We start from the raw sequence: 19,797 nt of genomic DNA, 5'->3' as shown, positions 1-19,797 counted from the left end.
CAACATCCATTTTATGGATGGCTTTCCGATACCTGTCTGTCATTATGGACGCGCTTATCGGCATAAAAACTATCAAGACTTAGCGGCTTTTAGTTACTGCGCCGCTAAGCAAGAGAAGTACTATGGTTTTGAAGGCCATTTGCTTGTTAACTTATCGGGCATGATTAAAGGCTTTACCTTTGCCCCTGCCAATGTTGATGAAAGAGCGGTTGCGCCTGATATTACTGACCATATTTATGGTTTGCGCGGTGCTGATAAAGGGTATATCAGCCCGAGTCTGACATCGTACTACAATGCTCAAGGCGTGGATTTACAAACGCCACTCAGAGCCAACATGAAAGAGGATAGACCCAAACCTGTGGTAAGACGGCTGATGAAAGCCCGCCGTATCGTTGAAACAGTCATTGGTCAGCTATCAGAACGATTTAACATACAAAGAGTGAGAGCAAGAGATTTATGGCATTTGTCTCATCGATTGATTCGTAAAATCCTGTCACACAATCTGTGCTTTGTACTCAATAAAAAACTTGGTAACCCGCCTCTTCAGTTTGATTTGCTTATTTCAAGTTGAGAGTGGGGTAAAAATTGTTAATTTATATTTTTATGTTAGGTGATAGGGGTTAATAGCTTTATGAGAGATGAATTAGAAAATACTAAGTCCACACAGAAAAACTCAATTCATAGAAAAATTGGTTTAGGCATTTATATCATATTTGCTGTGATCTATTATTTTTTTATGAAAGACATGTTTCTTGATGGAACTTTCTTCCTTATAGTAGGTATAGCGCTTCTTTTAATTATTATATTTAAATTCTTTAAAGACCATACTTACGATTTTCAGGTTATAGCAGTTTGTATGTATTTTCTTATATTTGGTTCAGTTCATATTCTGCAATTGAGTCCATTAATTTTAGTTGTAGCTGGCATTGTATTAGTAATAGTTACGATATTTCCACACTCAAGGTCAGTTAAAAAAGGTTAGTGTTACCTTGATTAACTAAAAGGACAAGCAGTCATGAAAAAGAGACTAGCAGTATTTTTGCTGACGTGTATTATGCTGACAGGGTGTACTAAAGTTATTGATACTCAGAGGGAGAGCATTCAAAACAATGTTCCAACCGTAAAATCTGATGTTGAGAAGGATTTTGAAAATCTCACATTACAAGCTAATCTAGGAGATGCTTCAAGCCAAGCGGAATTAGGGCTTATATACTACTATGGTAGAGGCGTTCCTCAAGATTATTCAAAAGCATTTTATTGGTTACAACAAGCAGCTAACCATGGACATAAAGAAATGCAGGGGATGCTGGCATTGATGTATGAGAAGGGTCAAGGCGTAGATCAAAACGATGCTAAAGCGTTTGAGTTATATCAAAACTTAGCCAATGACGGTATTGACTTATACCAATCAAAAATTGGAGATATGTACCTTAAAGGTAAAGGTACAACCCAAAGTGATACGAAGGCTTTTGAGTGGACGCGCAAGGCAGCTTTGCAGGATCTTCCAATGGCTCAATCAGGGCTGGCAGTATTCTATGAGAAGGGTATCAATATACAGCAGGATAAAAACAAAGCGCTAGAATGGTATCAAAAGTCTTGCAGCAATGGATATCCGTTTGCCTGTGCTGAGTATCGAAGACTTTATCAAAAATAGATATCTGAAATCTAAATACCTCCTCGAAAATTAGGGTTATAACCTACAGTTCGATGTCTGTATAGCGCACCGATCACGAATAGAATATGTATGGTAGGTACACCATGAAGTACACTGCGACTATTCCAATGGGTAAAACCGTTTATATCATTCGCCCACAGCTTAGCTTTCAAGTCCTCACTAGGGTACCGAACCAGTGAAATTGGTTTGTCATAGGTATACTTACAATAGATTATAGTGCAATGGGAAGATAGAACTAAGACAATTAAAGAGCTGATTAAAGAACTCCAAAGTTTTGAGGACCAAAACTTGATTGTTATGATAACTAATGATGAAGGTGAAACATTTAACTCGGTAAAGTTGGTTAGCAGAGGGTTTGTAGCTAATAAAGATGATCCTGATAAATATAAGAAAGTTTATTGTGCTTTACACTTCTAAGCTTTAAGACCATCTAAGACAGTTAGTTAGTTTTTTAATCCCTAAACCCATGAAAATCGGTTGGGGGGTGATTTTTTTGCCGTGTGCAGAGAAAAGCAAGTCAAAGATTTTTTTACTAGCTGCTTTAGCGATAACCATTATTTAGGATAATCTCGTTAAAGCAGCTATGACCTAACCTTTAAATGTTAAAAGTTAAGGGTAAATTTGAAAAATTAAGGAGTTAAAATGACTTTACGACATTCTTCTTCACGCTTTTCGAAAATTTCATAACCTTTAGCAGCGTCAGACAAATTCATACGGTGAGTAATAATAGCTTCAGGTGATAAATCACCATTTTCAATATACTCTAATAATTGTGGTAAATACTTGTGTACATGGGTTTGGCCCATTTTGAAAGTAAGCCCTTTATCAAAAGCGTCACCAAATAAGAAACCATGAATGGGTCCTGCATACACACCAGGAACACTAACGACCCCGCCACGACGCACAGCTGCAATACATTGACGTAAAGCTGCACCACTTGACCCTTCAATTTTCAAATTGGTCATTATTGTTTCTAGCATACTACCTTTGGCTTCAAAGCCAATCGCATCAATAACGCCGTCAACGCCGCGATGTCCTTTAGTCTGTTCAATGATGAATTCAGCAGCATCTACCTTATCGAAATTAACCGGAATAGCCCCGTACGTATCTTTGGCATACTGCAAACGGTAGTCATTATGATCTACCACGAAGATCTGCTCAGCGCCTAACATTTTGGCACAAGCTGCTGATAACAACCCCACAGGACCCGCACCATAAATAGCTACGGTTGAACCTTTAGTAATATTGGCATTAGTTACGGCCTGCCAAGCAGTTGGTAAAATATCTGATAAAAATAAAACCTTCTCATCTGACAGTGAGCCAGGTACTTTGAACGGACCAAAATTACCTTTAGGAACCCGTACAAATTCTGCTTGTCCACCAGGAATCCCACCATATAAATGGCTAAAACCAAATAAAGCAGCCGGTGGCGGAATTATTTTTTTATTAATAGCAGCGCCTGGGCCTGTATTTGTAGTCTCACAAGCGGACATTAGGTCATGCTGACAGAAAAAGCAGTTACCACATGCAATAACAAAAGGAATAACAACTCTATCGCCTTTTTTAACAGCAGTGACTTCAGAGCCTACTTCTTCAACCACACCCATAAACTCATGACCGAAGATATCGCCTTCCTCGGTTGCAGGCATTTTGCCACGATATAAGTGTAAATCTGAGCCACAAATTGCAGTTGCAGTCACACGTAAAATAACATCATCTTTTTCTTGCAGTTTAGGCTCTGGGACATTGTCCACTCGCACATCTTTAGCACCGTGGTAAGTTAAAGCACGCATAATTTCTCCAATTAAGTAAAGATTGCAAAATCTCGATAAACTCGATAAACAATAATCTGTGACAATACAATATGAAAGTTATTAGAATCAATGGTTTATGATATCTAAGTTAGGTATTACTCAATTATATTAGCACCTTGAAAAACAAGATTTATAATCAACGTGTGTTAAAAAGGTTGCGTGTTGTAAGTAAAAAATTGGGTGGTGGTTCAAAAAGTAGGCTAACATTAGACATACCCATGATTGATGTAAAAGAAAGCTAAATCAAAGGCTTTAAAGTGATTTTCCAGCTTTTTAGAAAAGTTACAACTTCGCCTAAATGCTCGCCTTACTCGATGTCTGATAGTGCAATTATTACCTTCAATGCCTTTTGCAGTCTTTGTATTTATAGTTTCGCTTACCATAGCTTTTGAAACCATTTTTCTTTATATTGTCACTTAGACAGGCTGGGCATTTGATGTATAGTGTCATTTGCATTTCACTATTTATCAATTTCTCAGCCTGTTTTTTTCCAGCCTACTTTTTGAACCACCACCCGGATATAAATGTAGCTATGAATAAAACAACTTTTAAAATATCGAAGATGGACTGCCCTTCGGAGGAAAACCTAATCCGAATGAAATTAGAGGGCCACTCGAATATTGAACATCTTGAGTTCGACATTCCTAACCGTCAATTAACTGTGTTTCATCATGACAATATAGAAGGGATAGAGACTGCTATTCATGACCTAAAATTAGGAGACACCCTACTCTCGACCGAAACCATTGACCCCTCTGATCCCAACAATAATTTTAAAATTGATGCTGACTCTAGTCACAAAAAAGATGCTGAGCAAAGAAAGCTACTATGGATAGTGCTGGTCATTAACTTTGCTTTCTTTATTATTGAAATGAGCACGGGACTGATTTCTCGTTCGATGGGGTTGGTCGCCGACAGCTTAGATATGTTAGCAGATAGCTTCGTGTACGGAATTAGCTTATTTGCGGTCGGTGGAACGGTCATTAAGAAAAAACGGATTGCTAGAATTGCCGGATATTTTCAAATTACGCTAGCGATTCTTGGTTTTTTAGAAGTACTAAGACGTTTCTTTGGCAATGAGCAGTTACCTGACTTTTCTACCATGATAGTCATATCGATTCTTGCGCTAATTGCAAACTCGATTTGCCTCTATTTACTACAAAAATCGAAAAGCAAAGAAGAAGCCCATATGCAAGCCAGTATGATTTTCACTTCAAACGATGTGATTATCAATTTAGGGGTAATTGTTGCAGGAATTTTGGTTAATTGGTTACACTCTAGTACGCCTGATTTGATTATTGGTAGCATCGTATTTGCTTTAGTTATTCAGGGCGCCTTTAGAATATTGAAGTTGAGTAAGTAGCCAAGCCTAATAACTGAAGCAAATAGCTCAAGTAAGTAGCTTAATTAAACCGCTAAGTGTAAAGTAACTGGGTTTGAAGCAAATAAACATCATAAGGATATGAGACCTCAAGCAATGATTGAACAAACTTTAAATCTAGTCACCACCAAAGACCATCAGCAAGTTGCCGTTTGGCGAATAATAGATGATGAAGTCTTTGATAAGAATCTGGTGGTGGTCAACTAATTTAGGACACTAATAAAATTCAAACCTACATCGCCATTCCTTATAACCCTGAGTCGAGAACGGATAATAATTATAAGCGTTGGGGCAACTTTTATGACCGCCAAGATCTGTTAGTAGGTGACGAATTATGGCAGCTTGTGTCAGGTGGTCAATTTTCACTCAATGATATGGTTGATATTTTTAGAGAGGTCGGTGCTGAGTCTAAAGAAGATATCGAGAAGGCTTTAAAGAGCCTTTCCTAAAAAGTGTGTAACTATCATTTAGATTGTAGAAGTACTTACACGAAATTTAGGAAAGGCTCTATGATTCCTATACATTTTACGCTAAAAAAAACCAAAGGCTTTATGTCAAAATAGCGGGAGGGAATGTAGATTCTTATTTATTCCATAAGAATCTAGCAGACTCTGTTAACGTAGGAGAGTATTCCTCTAAACTAGATAACCAAGGTTATTACACGCTCCCATATTCAGGTAAATATGAATTGCGTATTCTTCAGCCACGCTCTCAAGCTTCTAGAGGGAAAACCCCTGCGTATTGGCTAGAAGTATCTATTCTATAGTTATATAAGCTTAATATTATAATGCTGACCTACGCTATCACATACACAGACTGTAATACTCATGCTGAGTATTACAGTCTGTGTAGCGCACCGATCACAAATAAAATTTGTATGGTAAGTACACTGGGACTATTTCTTAGCCCACAGCCAAAGATTCTAGTCCTCACTAGAGAACTATACCAGTAAAGACGCCTGATCTATTTCACTAGGATTTGAGCAAAGGGCTTTAATTTGATATCTTTTACATATTTTCAGACTTGTTCTTGGTTGGTGGTACTGAGTAGGTTCCCACAACATGGGCAACTAATTCGTCAGATCCATCTGAGTATAAAGAAACCTCACCTACGACTAGACTTCTTCCAACTTTTAGCAGTTTGCACTCAGCAATAATGAGTGATTTTGCAGTTGGTTTACGTAAAAAGTTGATAGTTAGACTCGTGGTTACTGCTAATGGTACTATGCCAATTCTACCTAAGATAGCCACATAAAGAGCCACATCAGCAATTCCCATCATTACAGGTCCCGATACAGTACCTCCAGGTCTCAAATCATCTAAACTGATATCATGGGATAAAATTGACCCACTGCTATTTACTGCCTCAATCTTGTACTTTGCTTGAGGGAACTCAGACTTCATGAACTCAGCTATCTCTTCCTTGGTTGCTGACATAGGGCTTCCTTTAATCTAACTGTTATTGGCACCTCTATTCTATCCTAACTTTCCACCTTACTACGATAAAAAGTTATATAGCCGTTTTAGTTCAGAGCACTAGTTTTAAAGTCCTTGACGGTTTGCTGAGATGTATAGTCTATTGATAGGTTATTGAGTCAGTGAGTCTGTACGAACAGGTTTGTACATTCAAGCCTTTAAACTTTATAATGCTCAATGAAATCATGAGGTAAAACGTGTTGTGATCACGGGCAATAAGAAATTACCTCACGAGAAAAGTATACAGTCCAATTAAGGTTATTGAATGAAACAATATCTAGATTTATGTCAACGTATAGTTGATGAAGGCGTGTGGGTCGAAAATGAACGGACTGGAAAGCGTTGCTTAACCGTTATTAATGCTGATTTAGAATACAACGTAGGCGCTAATGAGTTTCCTTTAGTGACTACTCGAAAAAGCTATTGGAAAACGGCTATAGCAGAGTTATTGGGGTATCTACGTGGTTATGATAGCGCAGCTCAGTTTCGAGCTATTGGATGCAATACATGGAGTGCCAATGCCAATGAAAATGAAGCTTGGTTAGCTAATCCTTATCGTAAAGGTGAGGATGATATGGGCCGAGTATATGGTGTACAGGGCCGCAGGTGGCGTAATTCAGTAGGAGAGGAGTTTGACCAGCTTCGTAAGATTTATGATAACTTGCGGAATGGTATTGATGATCGAGGTGAAATCCTAACTTTCTATAATCCAGGTGAGTTTCATATGGGATGTTTGCGTCCTTGTATGCATACCCATACGTTTTCATTGTTAGGAGGAAAGCTATATCTAACTTCATCCCAACGTTCCTGTGATGTGCCATTAGGTCAAAATTTCAATCAAGTCCAGGTTTTTACTTTATTGGCTTTAATGGCTCAAATTACGGGGCATGAGGCTGGAAAAGCTTATCACAAGATTGTAAATGCACATATATATGAAGACCAATTAGAGTTAATGCGTGATGTGCAATTAAAACGCGAACCGTATCCAGCCCCTAAACTTCACATTAACCCTGAAATTAAGTCTCTCGAAGATATTGAGACATGGGTAACATTGGACGATTTTGAAGTGGAAGGGTACCAGTATCATGAGTCTATCGCGTATCCATTCTCAGTTTGATACAAATATAGATTAAAATTTTAGAAAGATGATAAATTTCTGTTAGGCATAAAGTATTAATATATGTGATTTATGCTATAAGGTATATATTTGTTGGCTAGGCTCTTACTAGCCTTTAAGTACAAGGAAATTAAGTTTATACTTTTTATAGCATAGGTAGTTTCCGATAGATTAGTGCATCAGCTGGTTCGGTGTTGCATCTTTTAAAGCTAACATTTGTCTCAATTTTTTAATCTCCTGTCTAGCTTCTAATAACGACCTTTTATCTGTATCAGATTGTGTTTTATAATAATCTCGTGACTCTCTCATTTTTTGTAACCGTTTATCTGAGTGTTGAGCGACCCTTTTTATATCTTGATATTCATTAAACCAGTAGATAACCTCATTTTGCGCTTGAATCATCTTTGCTTCAAGCGCATTCTTAACATCAGCATTATCTATGGTTCTTTTGTCTTTACGCGATTTCTCTTCAGCTTTTCTGATATCTTTGATCTGGTTTAGCTTTTGGACGGGCCAACCACGGTTTGTAATAGTATTTCGATGAATACCAGTCATCTTCGAAAGTTGCGCTATAGTGGGTTTTAGCTTTTTGTTATTTTGAAGATCTATTAAGGCAATATTTAGAGCAGAAGTTATTGCTTCATAGTCGTCATTATTTTTTTGATCATAAGCTTCATTACTCATAGTTCGATTGCCTCACCAAGATTTTCTAACACCATTTTTGCTTCGTTCATTGCTGATAGAATTTGCTCTCGATTGTCTGAATATTCTGGTTTATTGAGGTTGGTTTTATTTAACATGTAAACTTCACGCCATTTAGGAGCATGCTTGGTAGTTACAACGGCTTGTTTGCATCGAGCTGGGTTACAACGTAGTGAACCAATACATGGTAGGCTTGAATCATACTCTTCTGCTCTACCACCATAGCAAAGCCCTTGTCCCATATAGACCATGGCAACCCCTTGATCTACCATAGCCTCATAAATCTCATCCTCTGTGTATCCTTCAGCCATATATCCACTAAACGTCTTGATCAGACCTTTTTTATGCTCACTCGCTTTACCACCATAATATGTACCATTTGGATTATGGGCAGTTTTAATAGCATCTAATTCAGCTGCTCGGCGCAGTGATTTCGTATCACCTTTTCGGTTGCCGTCTTTTGACAGCATCTCACCTATATCACCGTAGCCTAACGTAACTGACGAGGTAGCGCCAGTAGATGTGTACTTAGAGATGCTCTCTACAAAATGTTTCAATTGAAACGATATAAGAGGCAATCCAACTTCAGCCTTAAACAATTGATATGTTAATGTGTGTCTTAGCATGTAGGGATTGAACTTCAGTTCACTAGCAATATTTTTGCCTAACAGTTGGCCTATGAAATTATTCATTTGATATTTAATGCCATTACTAGCCATCGACTGAGGGGAGCTACCTGGTTTAACAGTATCTACATTAGAAATTAAATAAGGTGAAACTTTAATTTTTGAAATATACGATGCTACTAATATTGCATCTTTAACAATCGGTATAGCTACCCATCTGTCGTCAAACAAGCCTGTACTAATTTCATCTTTATGTTTCTTGACGGTACTTTCAATGAGCCAAACGCCATCATCTTGAACTAAGCACGAACAATCTTGAACTCTTATTTCTGATAGTTCAGATGGTCTCATACCTGTATACTGGCCTACTACATATGCGCATGCATACGCTACGAGGTTAAAGTATTCTCTAAGATTATCTAACTTGTAACCACGTTTTTTCAATTCTTTACGTAAAGTTCGTCCACTCGTAACACTAGAGTCTTTTTTGAGCATCCAATCATAGGGTTCAATTATGTTTGTAATGAAACTTGAAGGATAGCCTTTAGTTCCTAATCTCATAGCAATATAAGCATTTAAAATTTCGTGGGTTACTCCTTCTTCGTTTGCCCATGAAACGTGGTTGCTTGTATTAAATCTTTCTAAGGAGTTAGGATCTGATATCTTTGCTGAAGCTCCTATAGCGTTTAAAAAGTCCACTATGATAAAGGAAGCCATTTTCGAGAGAGATTCAAATACCAGATCTGGCAGTACTTGTTCTTTTTTCGAAGTATTAATATTAGCAAGTCTCTTCCATTTCAGGCTATTTAACTCTACATAAGCGATAGGTTTTTCAAATACATACTGAACCGACGCTGGACTGCGTAGATATTTAAAAAATTTATCTAGCTCTATATTTTTTACACGATCGTAGTTTTCAGCAGCTTTGGAGTACAGTTCCGGTGTTATATCGGAGAGTGTTCTGATTTTTTCCTGAACAAACTCATGGCCTAACTCATGAGATGCCTGTTTAAATATTTCATTAATAAACGTTAATCCATTTTCAAAAATTGTAATTAAAGAGTTTGCTTTTAAGACTTTTTTTGTTCGACTTTGGCCTTCCTTACTTTGAAGCTTGAAAATCGAATTGTTTAGCAGGGCCAACTCGAATATGATTTTTATTTCTATTAAAACGAATCTTGGGATATCTGTATACTTTGAAAAACTAATGCGGAGCTTTGCGCCCTGAACATTTCGTGCAGCATTAGGATAGTCGTCATTAAAGTCCCAAAAGTCGTCAGAAAACTTTGATAATTTCGATACAGGTTTGTCCATAAGGTACGTCACATACTCTATGTCATCTGTGTAATTATTTTGAAGGTGCTTCTTCTTTTGAACTGTAGCATGGTCTAGAGCATCTAAAACATATAAACGATGTTCTGCAAAACCTGTTAATACATTCAGCTTTTTTTCATAGTCCATTAGATTACTCCATCAACTAGTGTGGTCGTTTCAATGTATTCTGCTAAACGCCGTCCATTTTCTAATTCTTCTAAGGAAAAATTAGATAGTTCAGGTTCTGTAATACCTTTTATCAGTTCTAAATTCTCTGAAATAACATGCCCATAGGGTGTATCCATGACACGGGAGTGCTCTTTCAAAAGCGTATAGTCACGCTTCATTGCAAAAATTTCAGGGAGATTCCTAGCTGTAATAATGACATTGTCACAACCCAAACATTTGTTATATTGTGAACATGGAGTACCAGGTATGTAGGATGAAAGATTTTTTACAAAATCTGGCGGGTCAAAAATATTTCTGCATTCAGCTAGAGGAGTATGAAAGGTTGTTACCAACTCATCAATTTTTTTGGACTCTATATCTTCTGGTACTTTCTCAACTTCTTTATCCAGAGTTGATTGATGTATCTCTTCTAATTCATCATTTATCTTCATTCTACTCATGGAGTTAAAATCTAGAGAATCTATATAGCCAAGAGTCGTTTGGAGTGAGGAGTGGCCCAACATGAGCTGAATTTCACGTACACTTACGCCATTTCTAAGCATCTCACTAACAAATGTTGGTCTAAACCGACTTATTGTAAGAGTTAAGGGGTCTCCTGCATCATTTTTTAAATTATATTTATTAACGAACCTAGATAAACTAGCTCCCAATGCTCTTTTATTTTTTCCTTTGTTTCCTAATAGTGGAGATACTCTGCCGTGCTTTTTTGTACTATTCGACTGATAGATGAACAACCTATCTTTAAAAGCATCATCTTCAATATCTTGTCGAAAACTACCAGTTAATTGCTCCAACTCTTCAAAAATAACTTTTATCGACTGAGCTTGAGATGATGTAAGCCATGTCAGTTCTGCATTGAAAAGATCAAGGTGGTATTCTTTATGACCATCAGATCGCTCTTTCCAATATCTAAGACAAGGTCGTGATGTTGCTAGATGAGAGTCTACGTAATCATCAATATTAAGTGAAAGTAAGGAGTCTGCATTTAGTCCTGTAATTTGGGCGAGTCTTAAAAGGTAAGGGGTAAGTACGTCTATATTTATCATTGGGGGAACGCCCCATTCGTTGTATACTTCTATTAACCCTTTATCTGAATCGGCAATAATTGCCAAGAAAGATTTCTCGATAGTTGATTTAGCTGTATTATGATGGACTGGCTTACACTTTAAGCAGTTTTCAAAAAGCCATCTTGCATTGTCCAGTGTTGAAAGTCCATATATTCGACCTCCTTTCTTATCCAGAGGGTTTTTTCCGACTCCACTCTTTTTGTAAGGAGTTAGAATTGCTCTAGATTCTCCTATACCTTTTTCAATAGCATCTAATATTTGAAGCCGCTCGTTCATTGTAAATGGCTTTTTAACATCTGTTTCTCTAGTTGTAGCAAATCCATTTATATTGAAAAAGCTATATTCTATATTGCGTACTTGAGTCAGCCGATTCAATGTTATACGGACTGAACTCAAAACTGTATTTGCATGATAACTTGATATTTCTTTATTTATTACCTTGTCCTCTAAATATTTCCGATATCTAGATAGTAGGTATCCATCAAAAGTTGTTACGATTCTAAAGGGTTTATTTCCATACAGTTTAGATAAGAACTCTATAAATGAACTACTCGCAACTCTATAATTACTCTTGCCTGATTCTGAAGAGACAGTTTTGCTACTACAAGCAAACAGTTGCTCAACCTGAATAAACGGTTCTAATTTTGAAGGAGGCAAGAAGTCATCAGCTGCATTTAACTCTCTTGCTGCGAGTCTATGAAAACGCTCTATCTGACTTTCACTATGATTTCTTCTATTGACATTCGCTTCGCTTGTTCTTTCAGCAACGCTTTTATAATTCGGATCAATAATTCCAATTTTTTCTAAGTCTTTGTGAATGAATTCCCAAGCATCTTTAACAACATTAAACCTTAAGGATTCTCTTTTTATAGGTAGTTGTTCTGGAGACATTTTTCCTATCGAAATTTTGTTGCCGAAAATAGGTAAAGTGTGCTTTTCCTCTACAGTTAGCTTTCTGTACCAATTCAAAAGTTTTCTAGTGTTTTCGATGCCAGCCGCTTCGTAGCTTTCACTTGGTATTACTAGAATCTTTTCTTCAATCATCCTTTCAATTAAAGGAGTAGTAAGACCCCTATATTTTTGTGCAACAGAGTATGAGACACCTACAGCACTCTGAATATGTTTAACAGCTACACTGAAGCCTAAAGGATTATCCGCTTTACTAATTGGTATTTCCCATAGCGCTTCTTTATCTCCAGCTGTTTTCGATACCCATTCTATAACAGCTGCTTGGGTGTCTTTGATCGGTTGTTTTTCTTCAGCGTTCTTAAAGTCTGCACCTAAAATTCCTGGCTCAGGAAAATCCTCATGAATCTCATCAATGGTTATTCCAATGTTTTTCATTTGATTTCCTTAATGCCAATTCTTAATTGTGTCTGTTCAGATAAGCGCTTCATTTTCTCAGCTTTGGTTAAAATCTCACCATTCTTGTCACACATGCTCTTGTAGATATCTTGAGGGATATTAGTGTATATCTGTGTAGTACTAAGATGGTTGTGGCCTAAGCATTTCTGCACAATAGCAAGCCGATCTACATAGTTAGACCCTAAATCCTTTGACTGTAGTATTGAATAAGCGTTGCCATGCCGTAGCTTGTGGGGAGAAATCAGTCGATTGAGTCGACCGTGTTTGATTGCGCGTTTACTTATACGTTCAAGTAGCTTACTGATTGAATTTGGGGTGTAAGGAGTGCCTTCAGCGTTAAGGAACGCTGGTGTTTCAGATGGCTTTGAATATTTACGAGCGTATTTTTTATATAAGGGAGATGCGTGGTATTTTTCCACACGTTTGATAGTTGCTAAGCTAAGCAAAGTCCAGCGTGGCTTAATTTGATTACCACGGCCTTTACTTCCTTTGACTTTTAAAGGCACGTAATCAGCATGGATAGGCTGTTCATTATCGGAGGAAATAAACTTTTCAGAATTGAAGTTGTTAGTATCTTTAAAGTCCTGAAGAGTAACTCTAGGTAGTTCTGAACGACGTAAGCCAGAGTCGTATAAAAATTGGAGTAAAGCTCTTTCTCGTTCTGAATCAGTAAATTCAATCAATATAAAAAGGTCATCAAGTGTGCAAGAGCTAATGGGTGTGCGCTTTGGTGGTTTTGATAGCAAGCCATCGCTATATGGGTTATCTTCTCTAAGCTTATCACGGTCTTCTGTAGGGCTACAAAGGTATTCGATGAAGGCATGTATTGTCTCATCTCTACTTCTAACAGTAGATGAGTTCTTATAATCTTCACGAATTAAAAATGTCAGGTATTCTTGAATTACGTATTTTGGAACTGTAATAAATACTTCATCAGATTCACTGTCATCATAATCTGGACGACTACGAATATAACTTAAGAAGTAGCTTAGGTTTCTACCATAAGTAACTGCTGATTTATAAGAGATTATTTGATGTTTGGTTCGATACGACAAATACTCAGAAACAAGAGGAAGGATCTTGCCATCATCATCAAATACTCCAACACCATTCACTTTTACGGTTTTGTTCAATGATAAGTTTGGAATCTCATTGAGTAAACAAGACTTAGATAAATCTAACTTCGCGTCTGAACAAACTTTAACATCCATAATAATTACTATCTCAATACATAGACTAAATTATGTATTGCATTATATACGATCTATTACTCCGTATTGTGCATTATTGTTATGGGGGTATAATAGGAATAAATCCGCTGAGCGCTGATAAAGCTGGCAGGACAGTTTATTGTCCGCGACAAAGAACTGAAATAAGGTATGGCAAGGCGGCAGGGCAACTTGATCCGCTTCCTTTGGATTCCAGCCAGAGACGATTAAGCGGCGCGAGTTGGGATTGGTCTTTATTTGTTCAATCACCTCAGTGATTTGATCGACGCCATCATTGACATAACTGCCGTCTTCACGCTTGGTGGCGCCATAATTGCGCCATTGATGACCATAAATGGGACCCAAGTCGCCAGCAGGACGATTAAAGCGCGCGGTTTGGTCAGCGGTCGCCCATTCGTTCCAAATACGCACGTTATTTTGTTGTAGATAATCAACGTGGGTGCTACCGCTTAAAAACCAAAATAGCTCATAAACGATCGATTTAAAATGGACTTTTTTGGTAGTTAGTAAGGGAAATCCATCGGCTAAGTCAAAACGTAGCTGCGCACCAAAGTGGCTTAGTGTACCAGTGCCAGTACGATCGCCTTTTTCAGTGCCATTCATCATGACATGTTGTAGCAAGTCTAAATAGGCTTGCTCATTTTTACTGTTATGATAATTACTGGTCATAAAACTACTCTTTTGCCTGATTCAAATATAGCATTCAATATTTAAACGTGTTTTTAATATCTTACTTGGTAATTAACGCTTAATAAGCCGCCTGCTTGCCCCAATCATAGATGCTACGCTTATAAGCATAAACCAGCATGATGAGACCAATAATAATCATTGGCGCGCTTAATATTTGGCCTTTAGTCATCCAGCCGAGTAAAATAAAGCCTTGGTCGGCATCGGGCTGACGGAAAAACTCGATAATAAAGCGGCTAAGACCGTAACCTAATAAAAAGATAGCCGAGACTGCCATACGGGGACGCGGTTTTGAGGAATACCACCATAAAAAGATAAATAGCAGCAGACCTTCTGCAAGCGCTTCGTAGAGCTGCGATGGATGACGCGGCAATAAATACTGGCCATTGACCTCAAGCATTAACGATTGTAATTCAGGATTGGTTTGTAATTGCTGCGCATCAAATGCCGCGGCTTGCGGAAAGTAAGTCAGCCAATTATAGCCACCGTCTGAGACGCGGCCCCATAGCTCGCCGTTGATGTAGTTGCCGATACGCCCAAACAGCAGACCTGTTGGTACACAAGGAATAATAAAATCGAGCACCTGAAAAGGGGTCTTTTTATATTTACGGGCAAAATATAACATGCCTAACAAAACGCCAATCATGCCGCCGTGAAACGACATGCCGCCTTCCCATACCCTAAACAGATACGCAGGATTTTGTAGCAATTCTCCAAATTGATAAAACAATACATAGCCGATACGGCCGCCCAAAATGACACCAAGGGCACCAAAAAAGACCAAATCAGACACCATATCGGTAGTCCAGCCATCGCGTTTGCTACTGCGATACCATGCAAGGCCATAAGCGGCGGCAAAGGCCAATAAGTACATTAAACCATACCAGTGCACTTCTACTGGCCCCAAGGACAGCGCTACGGGGTCGAACTGAGGATGAATCATCATAAAGGCATCATATTATTGATAATGGAGTGTGGCCCATAATAGCAAAATTCATCCCTTGCGAATACTATGATAAGTTTATCGATAAATAAATGGATAAGGGAATGGCACATGGAATCAATAGCAAATCGGAGCAAAAACCGATAAGATGAAAAAAAGTGCTTCAATTTCTAAGGAATCCTTATGCAGCTACCTTTACCAACATTACCCTTGCTCGGCATCATGGCTTCAGGTTTGACGCTATGGGTTCCTATCAATGCACAAGCAGCGCTGAGTAATATTGAAAATATCACCATCTATCAAGGTTTAGCCAGTGTCACGCGTACCTTGCCAATCAACGGCAGTGGCGAGCAAACGCTGGTCTTTTCTTGTTTATCGCCGAACATTGACGCTGATAGCATTAGCGTACAAGCACTAGGTAATGTTAACGTCGGTGAAGTCAGTATCGAAACCTTGAGCGCTGAGCAAGCAGCGCAATGTCAATATGGCCAATATCAAGGCGACGCCAAAGTACAAGTCCAGAAAAACACTCTTGCCGATATCAGTGCCGAATTAGAAGCAGCACGCTTAACCAAAGCCTATCTGCAAAATTTAACCAAGGTCACGCAAATTAATACGGCTGGCACATTGGCCAATAACGCCCACGATTTAGAAATGCAAGCGGCCAATATTAATAAAAGAATTATCGAGTTACAGCAGCGCGAGGCACAAGCAAAAGATGCGCTCAATCAGCTGCTGGCGGGCAGTACGACCTCAAAACAGAATAGCGTGATCCAAGTTAGTATTCGCACCGCCAGTCGCACGCCAAGCACCGTTAAACTGCATTATCAGGTGCGCGGCGCCAGTTGGGAGCCGACCTATCAAGCGCGCTTAAATACCGACAGCAAGCAGCTGAATATTACCGCCTCCGCCATCATCGCTCAACAAACCGGTGAAAATTGGAACAACGTGCCCGTTATTTTAAGTAGCGTAAATCCCAATCAAACGACTACCAGTCAGCTGCCACACGTTGAGCGCTTGTCATTATATGAAGAGCAGCAACAAGCTAAATTGGCTCGTTATGCAGCGCCGATGATGGAGATGGAAGCATCGCCTGTCGTTGTTGCTTCTGCAAGAGACAATTATGGCGGCGGTGCAGAGATGCCGCCACTACCGAGCTTTACCGTGAGTAGTCAAAACAAAAATGGCATCACCGAATATCGCTTGCCACAGCGGGTCAGTATTCCTAGTGATGGTCGGCGCGTACGTACCGTCATCGATGAGCAGTCTGGCACTAGCAAACTTTGGCTACGCAGCACACCAAGTGCCGAGACCGCCGCTTATTGGTATGCATCCGCGCCATTTTTGACGCCTGCTTGGGCAGATGGTTCGTTGCAGCTATACCGTGATGATAACTATGTCGGACAGTCGCGCTATAATTATCAAACTCTAAAAGAGCAGGGTGTTGGCTTCGGTATTGACCCAAGTTTGCTGGTGAAGCAATTGACTGACGAGAGTAAACAAGGTGATAAAGGCGTGTTTAACCGTCAGCAAACCAAAACCATCACTCAAGCGTATCAATTTACCAATCAGCACAATCGCAGCGTGCGCTTGCAGGTGTTAAGTGCTGAGCCGGTGAGCAGCGACGATAGTATTAAAGTCATGGCGGCGCATACCCCAGCGATTAGCCAAAAAGACTGGAATGATAATAAAGGGATGGTCGCTTGGGAGTTTGATTTGCCAAGTAAGCAATCACAAGTGCTGCAATCAACATATCAAATCAGCTACCCTGCTGATAAAAAGCTGAGTACCAACTAAGCGCTAATAATTTAATATTTATATCAAGGAAAACTATGTGTATCGTCGCCATTGCTTGGCAGTTATTTGATGAGTTGCCGTTGGTTTTACTGTCCAACCGTGATGAGTTTTTACAGCGTCCAACAGCGCCGCTGCATCAATGGGAGGATAAGCCTATTTATGCAGGGCGCGATAAGCAAAGTGGCGGCACATGGCTTGGCATACATCAACAGCAACATGGCGATTTTTGTGAGCAAAACGGACGCTGGGCGGCGGTGTTAAATTTTCGTGATGGCGTACAAGCAAGTAATGATGAGTGCTCACGTGGCGAATTGGTCACCGATTTTTTGACCAGCACTTTAAACCCATTGGAATTTGCTCGGCAAATCAGTTTGCAAGATTACGCAGGTTTTAACCTTGTTATTGGCGATACGGCGCAAGCGGTGATTGTCAATAATCGTGGTCATGCACCAACGCCGTTATATGCTGGATTGTACGTAATATCCAATGGTCAGCCAGAAGAAGGGTGGTTTAAAACCGAACGCCTACGCGGTCGGTTACGCCAAGAGGTGTTGCCATTGATTAGCGAGAACAGCGCCCTTGACTACTGGCAAGCAGCGGCGTTTGCCGTGATGTCAGATAATACGCCAGCGCCAGAAAATAAATTACCCGAAACAGGTGTCGCTAAGCAGATTGAGCGCGCACTGTCCTCCATTTATATTGAATCTGCTGATTTAAGTAGTATGAATAAAACAGCCATGCCAAGCTATGGAACGCGGACGCAAAGTATTTTAACCTTACGTAAAGAAGATAGTTCAGACAAAAAAATCAAAGCAGCGCTTATTAGCCGTGAATGCCAGCATAGGCAAATCTAACATAAAAAAATTCCCCTATGAATAATAGCTATCAATAGGGGAATTTGTTTTCTATTTGAATACTTATTCCACCAACAAATGGTTGTTTTGTTCTGGAATAATCAGTTCTTGTTTAAGCGGTAGTTCGCGCACCAATTCTTGCAAGGCGCGACGATATACCCCGCGTTTAAAATGAATCACTTGTCCGAGTGGATACCAGTAGCTGACCCATTGCCAATGGTCAAATTCTGGTTTACCCTCATCAAAGCGGATGTGTTGAGTATTCGGCTCATCTAAGCGCAGCAAAAACCATTTTTGTTTTTGCCCAATACACAAAGGGTACTGCCCATGACGCACATAGCGTTTTGGCAAACGATAACGCAACCAATCTTGCGTGACCGCCAGTAGATCGACATGACGCGGATGTAAACCGACCTCTTCCCAGAGCTCGCGATACATCGCATCCATCGGCGTCTCCCCGCGGTCGATGCCGCCTTGAGGGAACTGCCAAGCGTTGTGACCAATACGTTTTGCCCACAGAACTTGCCCTTGTGTATTTGCCAAGATGATGCCGACATTGGCGCGAAAGCCGTCTGCATCTATCATGACTAAACCCTTTTAAATTGTTTAAAAATAGCTTATTTCGACAAGGTACAACGACAGCAATCATAGTTATTATAGGGTGATGACCATCAGTACTATGACAAAATAAGATTCATTACCGTTATTAAACCAAGAAACAACCAAAATGTGTAACAGTATTTTGCTATAAAATGTTTCACAAGATTAATCCTTTAAAATCAGTAACTTATAATTCTACTTTTGTAAGTAAATTCCGTAGATTTTTCTAACAATGATAAGTCGCGGTAACGATAGGTGTATAAATACTTAAATATCGAATATTATTGTTAAAGCATAAATAAGGTAGCGGTTTATAAAAGGTAAACAAGAAAAGGCAAACGAGGAAAGAGTGTCATAAATCTGGTTTTTGCTTATGCTACACTAATAAAAGACAGTATTTTTCAAAAAGAGATTGTATTTCAGAAAATAAGAAACCTTTACTATTCAAACTAAAAATCATGTCAAATTAAAAAGCATATGAATTAAGAAGCATGCGCATTCAAAGTCGTAGCAATTAAAACAAGGAATATCTAAGATGTCAGAGTCAAAAGCAAGCGTCACGTGGCAAGAAAATAAAGCCTTTATGGGTGTGTCGCCATCAGGACATAACGTCCAAATCGATGCTGATAAAGAAAAGGGCGCCAGTCCTATGGAGCTAATTTTATTAGGACTTGGTGGCTGTGCCAGCTACGATGTGGTGGCAATTTTACAAAAGTCGCGCCAACAAGTGACCGACGTACGTTGTGAGCTGACCGCTCAGCGTGCTGAGACCATTCCAGCAGTTTATACCGACATTCATATGCATTTTGTGGTGACCGGACAAGAGGTCAAAGAAAGCCAAGTAGAAAAAGCCATCAAATTGTCGGCCGAAAAATACTGCTCAGCCAGTCGGATGCTGGTACAGGGCGGCGTCAATGTGACTCACGATTTTGAAGTGATTGCAGGATAGGGACGAGTATACT

The 19,797-nt window shown here is 39.3% G+C and carries 20 protein-coding genes and 1 pseudogene; 10 read left to right on the top strand and 11 right to left on the bottom strand.

Going from position 1 to position 19,797, the window contains the following annotated elements:
• The 3 genes from IQ457_RS11525 to IQ457_RS11515 form a co-directional block, all read left to right on the top strand.
• Positions 1 to 571, top strand: a 571-nt coding sequence (locus tag IQ457_RS11525) for an IS982 family transposase (RefSeq protein WP_200663394.1), incomplete at its 5' end; no start/stop codon positions are given.
• Between the two features lie 60 nt (positions 572 to 631).
• Positions 632 to 982 carry a hypothetical protein gene (locus IQ457_RS11520; RefSeq protein ID WP_036600603.1) on the top strand — a complete coding sequence of 117 codons (351 nt, stop codon included), beginning with the start codon at positions 632 to 634 and terminating at the stop codon, positions 980 to 982.
• Between the two features lie 33 nt (positions 983 to 1,015).
• On the top strand, positions 1,016 to 1,654 hold the full coding sequence (locus IQ457_RS11515; protein ID WP_200663392.1) for a tetratricopeptide repeat protein: 639 nt from the start codon (positions 1,016 to 1,018) through the stop codon (positions 1,652 to 1,654).
• 650 nt (positions 1,655 to 2,304) lie between these two features.
• Here the strand turns inward: IQ457_RS11515 and IQ457_RS11510 are convergent.
• The 3 genes and pseudogenes from IQ457_RS11510 to IQ457_RS13745 form a co-directional block, all read right to left on the bottom strand.
• Positions 2,305 to 3,468 carry a zinc-dependent alcohol dehydrogenase gene (locus IQ457_RS11510; protein WP_200663390.1) on the bottom strand — a complete coding sequence of 388 codons (1,164 nt, stop codon included), beginning with the start codon at positions 3,466 to 3,468 and terminating at the stop codon, positions 2,305 to 2,307.
• Positions 3,469 to 3,695: 227 nt separating this feature from the next.
• Positions 3,696 to 3,836 (bottom strand): annotated as a pseudogene (locus IQ457_RS13750) (IS1 family transposase); the annotation flags it as partial.
• Complete coding sequence (locus IQ457_RS13745; protein ID WP_415622344.1) at positions 3,829 to 3,939, bottom strand: transposase-like zinc-binding domain-containing protein; 111 nt, start codon at positions 3,937 to 3,939, stop codon at positions 3,829 to 3,831. The pseudogene IQ457_RS13750 and the gene IQ457_RS13745, both read right to left, overlap by 8 nt.
• A gap of 82 nt (positions 3,940 to 4,021) precedes the next feature.
• Between IQ457_RS13745 and IQ457_RS11500 the strand changes: the two genes are divergently transcribed.
• The 3 genes from IQ457_RS11500 to IQ457_RS13740 all read left to right on the top strand — a co-directional run bounded on the left by IQ457_RS11500 (position 4,022) and on the right by IQ457_RS13740 (position 5,319).
• Positions 4,022 to 4,852 carry a cation transporter gene (locus IQ457_RS11500; RefSeq protein WP_087814222.1) on the top strand — a complete coding sequence of 277 codons (831 nt, stop codon included), beginning with the start codon at positions 4,022 to 4,024 and terminating at the stop codon, positions 4,850 to 4,852.
• 99 nt (positions 4,853 to 4,951) lie between these two features.
• A complete protein-coding gene (locus IQ457_RS13665; RefSeq protein WP_256713876.1) occupies positions 4,952 to 5,077 on the top strand; it encodes a hypothetical protein in 126 nt (41 codons plus the stop codon).
• 17 nt (positions 5,078 to 5,094) lie between these two features.
• A complete protein-coding gene (locus IQ457_RS13740; RefSeq protein ID WP_102077605.1) occupies positions 5,095 to 5,319 on the top strand; it encodes a TdeIII family type II restriction endonuclease in 225 nt (74 codons plus the stop codon).
• 558 nt (positions 5,320 to 5,877) lie between these two features.
• Here IQ457_RS13740 and IQ457_RS11490 read toward each other — a convergent pair.
• Positions 5,878 to 6,306, bottom strand: a complete 429-nt coding sequence (locus IQ457_RS11490; protein WP_191690772.1) for a PaaI family thioesterase — start codon at positions 6,304 to 6,306, stop codon at positions 5,878 to 5,880.
• A gap of 304 nt (positions 6,307 to 6,610) precedes the next feature.
• Here IQ457_RS11490 and IQ457_RS11485 point away from each other — a divergent pair, with 304 nt between their 5' ends.
• Positions 6,611 to 7,462 (top strand): thymidylate synthase, encoded by an 852-nt coding sequence (locus IQ457_RS11485; protein WP_102077603.1) that lies wholly within the window; start codon positions 6,611 to 6,613, stop codon positions 7,460 to 7,462.
• A gap of 171 nt (positions 7,463 to 7,633) precedes the next feature.
• Here the strand turns inward: IQ457_RS11485 and IQ457_RS11480 are convergent, their stop codons facing one another.
• The 6 genes from IQ457_RS11480 to lgt all read right to left on the bottom strand — a co-directional run bounded on the left by IQ457_RS11480 (position 7,634) and on the right by lgt (position 15,587).
• Positions 7,634 to 8,146 carry a hypothetical protein gene (locus IQ457_RS11480; RefSeq protein ID WP_200663388.1) on the bottom strand — a complete coding sequence of 171 codons (513 nt, stop codon included), beginning with the start codon at positions 8,144 to 8,146 and terminating at the stop codon, positions 7,634 to 7,636.
• Complete coding sequence (locus tag IQ457_RS11475; protein ID WP_200663386.1) at positions 8,143 to 10,251, bottom strand: site-specific integrase; 2,109 nt, start codon at positions 10,249 to 10,251, stop codon at positions 8,143 to 8,145. The genes IQ457_RS11480 and IQ457_RS11475 overlap by 4 nt, the downstream gene beginning before the upstream one ends.
• Entirely contained in the window at positions 10,251 to 12,704 is a 2,454-nt protein-coding gene (locus IQ457_RS11470) for a site-specific integrase (protein WP_200663384.1), read from the bottom strand. The genes IQ457_RS11475 and IQ457_RS11470 overlap by 1 nt, the downstream gene beginning before the upstream one ends.
• The gene (locus IQ457_RS11465; RefSeq protein WP_200663382.1) at positions 12,701 to 13,936 is read right to left on the bottom strand and encodes a tyrosine-type recombinase/integrase; all 1,236 of its coding nucleotides are present in this window, start codon (positions 13,934 to 13,936) and stop codon (positions 12,701 to 12,703) included. Before IQ457_RS11465 ends, IQ457_RS11470 begins: the two co-directional genes overlap by 4 nt.
• Before the next feature lie 42 nt (positions 13,937 to 13,978).
• Positions 13,979 to 14,623, bottom strand: coding sequence for a thymidylate synthase (thyA, locus tag IQ457_RS11460; RefSeq protein WP_274600273.1), 645 nt, complete (start codon positions 14,621 to 14,623; stop codon positions 13,979 to 13,981).
• A gap of 79 nt (positions 14,624 to 14,702) precedes the next feature.
• A complete protein-coding gene (gene lgt, locus IQ457_RS11455; RefSeq protein ID WP_200663380.1) occupies positions 14,703 to 15,587 on the bottom strand; it encodes a prolipoprotein diacylglyceryl transferase in 885 nt (294 codons plus the stop codon).
• Positions 15,588 to 15,767: 180 nt separating this feature from the next.
• Between lgt and IQ457_RS11450 the strand changes: the two genes are divergently transcribed.
• Together IQ457_RS11450 and IQ457_RS11445 are read left to right on the top strand one after the other, a co-directional pair.
• Positions 15,768 to 17,381, top strand: a complete 1,614-nt coding sequence (locus IQ457_RS11450) for a DUF4139 domain-containing protein (protein ID WP_200663378.1) — start codon at positions 15,768 to 15,770, stop codon at positions 17,379 to 17,381.
• A gap of 35 nt (positions 17,382 to 17,416) precedes the next feature.
• Complete coding sequence (locus IQ457_RS11445; protein WP_200663376.1) at positions 17,417 to 18,235, top strand: NRDE family protein; 819 nt, start codon at positions 17,417 to 17,419, stop codon at positions 18,233 to 18,235.
• Positions 18,236 to 18,298: 63 nt separating this feature from the next.
• Here the strand turns inward: IQ457_RS11445 and IQ457_RS11440 are convergent, their stop codons facing one another.
• Positions 18,299 to 18,820 (bottom strand): RNA pyrophosphohydrolase, encoded by a 522-nt coding sequence (locus tag IQ457_RS11440; protein WP_068403735.1) that lies wholly within the window; start codon positions 18,818 to 18,820, stop codon positions 18,299 to 18,301.
• Between the two features lie 550 nt (positions 18,821 to 19,370).
• Here IQ457_RS11440 and IQ457_RS11435 point away from each other — a divergent pair.
• Positions 19,371 to 19,784, top strand: a complete 414-nt coding sequence (locus IQ457_RS11435) for an OsmC family protein (protein ID WP_191690731.1) — start codon at positions 19,371 to 19,373, stop codon at positions 19,782 to 19,784.
• Positions 19,785 to 19,797 lie beyond the last annotated feature (13 nt).

The organism is Psychrobacter sp. M9-54-1 (genome assembly GCF_016613355.1).
GTDB lineage: Bacteria > Pseudomonadota > Gammaproteobacteria > Pseudomonadales > Moraxellaceae > Psychrobacter > Psychrobacter faecalis.
Note: the sequence above shows the minus strand (reverse complement) of the source record. Positions and strands in the feature narration are given on the sequence as shown.

Coding starts and splice junctions, on each gene's coding strand:
- IQ457_RS11520 (WP_036600603.1), top strand. CDS start 632: ATGAGAGATGAATTAGAAAATACTAAGTCCACACAGAAAAACTCAATT.
- IQ457_RS11515 (WP_200663392.1), top strand. CDS start 1,016: ATGAAAAAGAGACTAGCAGTATTTTTGCTGACGTGTATTATGCTGACA.
- IQ457_RS11510 (WP_200663390.1), bottom strand. CDS start 3,468: ATGCGTGCTTTAACTTACCACGGTGCTAAAGATGTGCGAGTGGACAAT.
- IQ457_RS13745 (WP_415622344.1), bottom strand. CDS start 3,939: ATGACACTATACATCAAATGCCCAGCCTGTCTAAGTGACAATATAAAG.
- IQ457_RS11500 (WP_087814222.1), top strand. CDS start 4,022: ATGAATAAAACAACTTTTAAAATATCGAAGATGGACTGCCCTTCGGAG.
- IQ457_RS13665 (WP_256713876.1), top strand. CDS start 4,952: ATGAGACCTCAAGCAATGATTGAACAAACTTTAAATCTAGTCACCACC.
- IQ457_RS11490 (WP_191690772.1), bottom strand. CDS start 6,306: ATGTCAGCAACCAAGGAAGAGATAGCTGAGTTCATGAAGTCTGAGTTC.
- IQ457_RS11485 (WP_102077603.1), top strand. CDS start 6,611: ATGAAACAATATCTAGATTTATGTCAACGTATAGTTGATGAAGGCGTG.
- IQ457_RS11480 (WP_200663388.1), bottom strand. CDS start 8,146: ATGAGTAATGAAGCTTATGATCAAAAAAATAATGACGACTATGAAGCA.
- IQ457_RS11475 (WP_200663386.1), bottom strand. CDS start 10,251: ATGGACTATGAAAAAAAGCTGAATGTATTAACAGGTTTTGCAGAACAT.
- IQ457_RS11470 (WP_200663384.1), bottom strand. CDS start 12,704: ATGAAAAACATTGGAATAACCATTGATGAGATTCATGAGGATTTTCCT.
- IQ457_RS11465 (WP_200663382.1), bottom strand. CDS start 13,936: ATGGATGTTAAAGTTTGTTCAGACGCGAAGTTAGATTTATCTAAGTCT.
- thyA (WP_274600273.1), bottom strand. CDS start 14,623: ATGACCAGTAATTATCATAACAGTAAAAATGAGCAAGCCTATTTAGAC.
- lgt (WP_200663380.1), bottom strand. CDS start 15,587: ATGATGATTCATCCTCAGTTCGACCCCGTAGCGCTGTCCTTGGGGCCA.
- IQ457_RS11450 (WP_200663378.1), top strand. CDS start 15,768: ATGCAGCTACCTTTACCAACATTACCCTTGCTCGGCATCATGGCTTCA.
- IQ457_RS11445 (WP_200663376.1), top strand. CDS start 17,417: ATGTGTATCGTCGCCATTGCTTGGCAGTTATTTGATGAGTTGCCGTTG.
- IQ457_RS11440 (WP_068403735.1), bottom strand. CDS start 18,820: ATGATAGATGCAGACGGCTTTCGCGCCAATGTCGGCATCATCTTGGCA.
- IQ457_RS11435 (WP_191690731.1), top strand. CDS start 19,371: ATGTCAGAGTCAAAAGCAAGCGTCACGTGGCAAGAAAATAAAGCCTTT.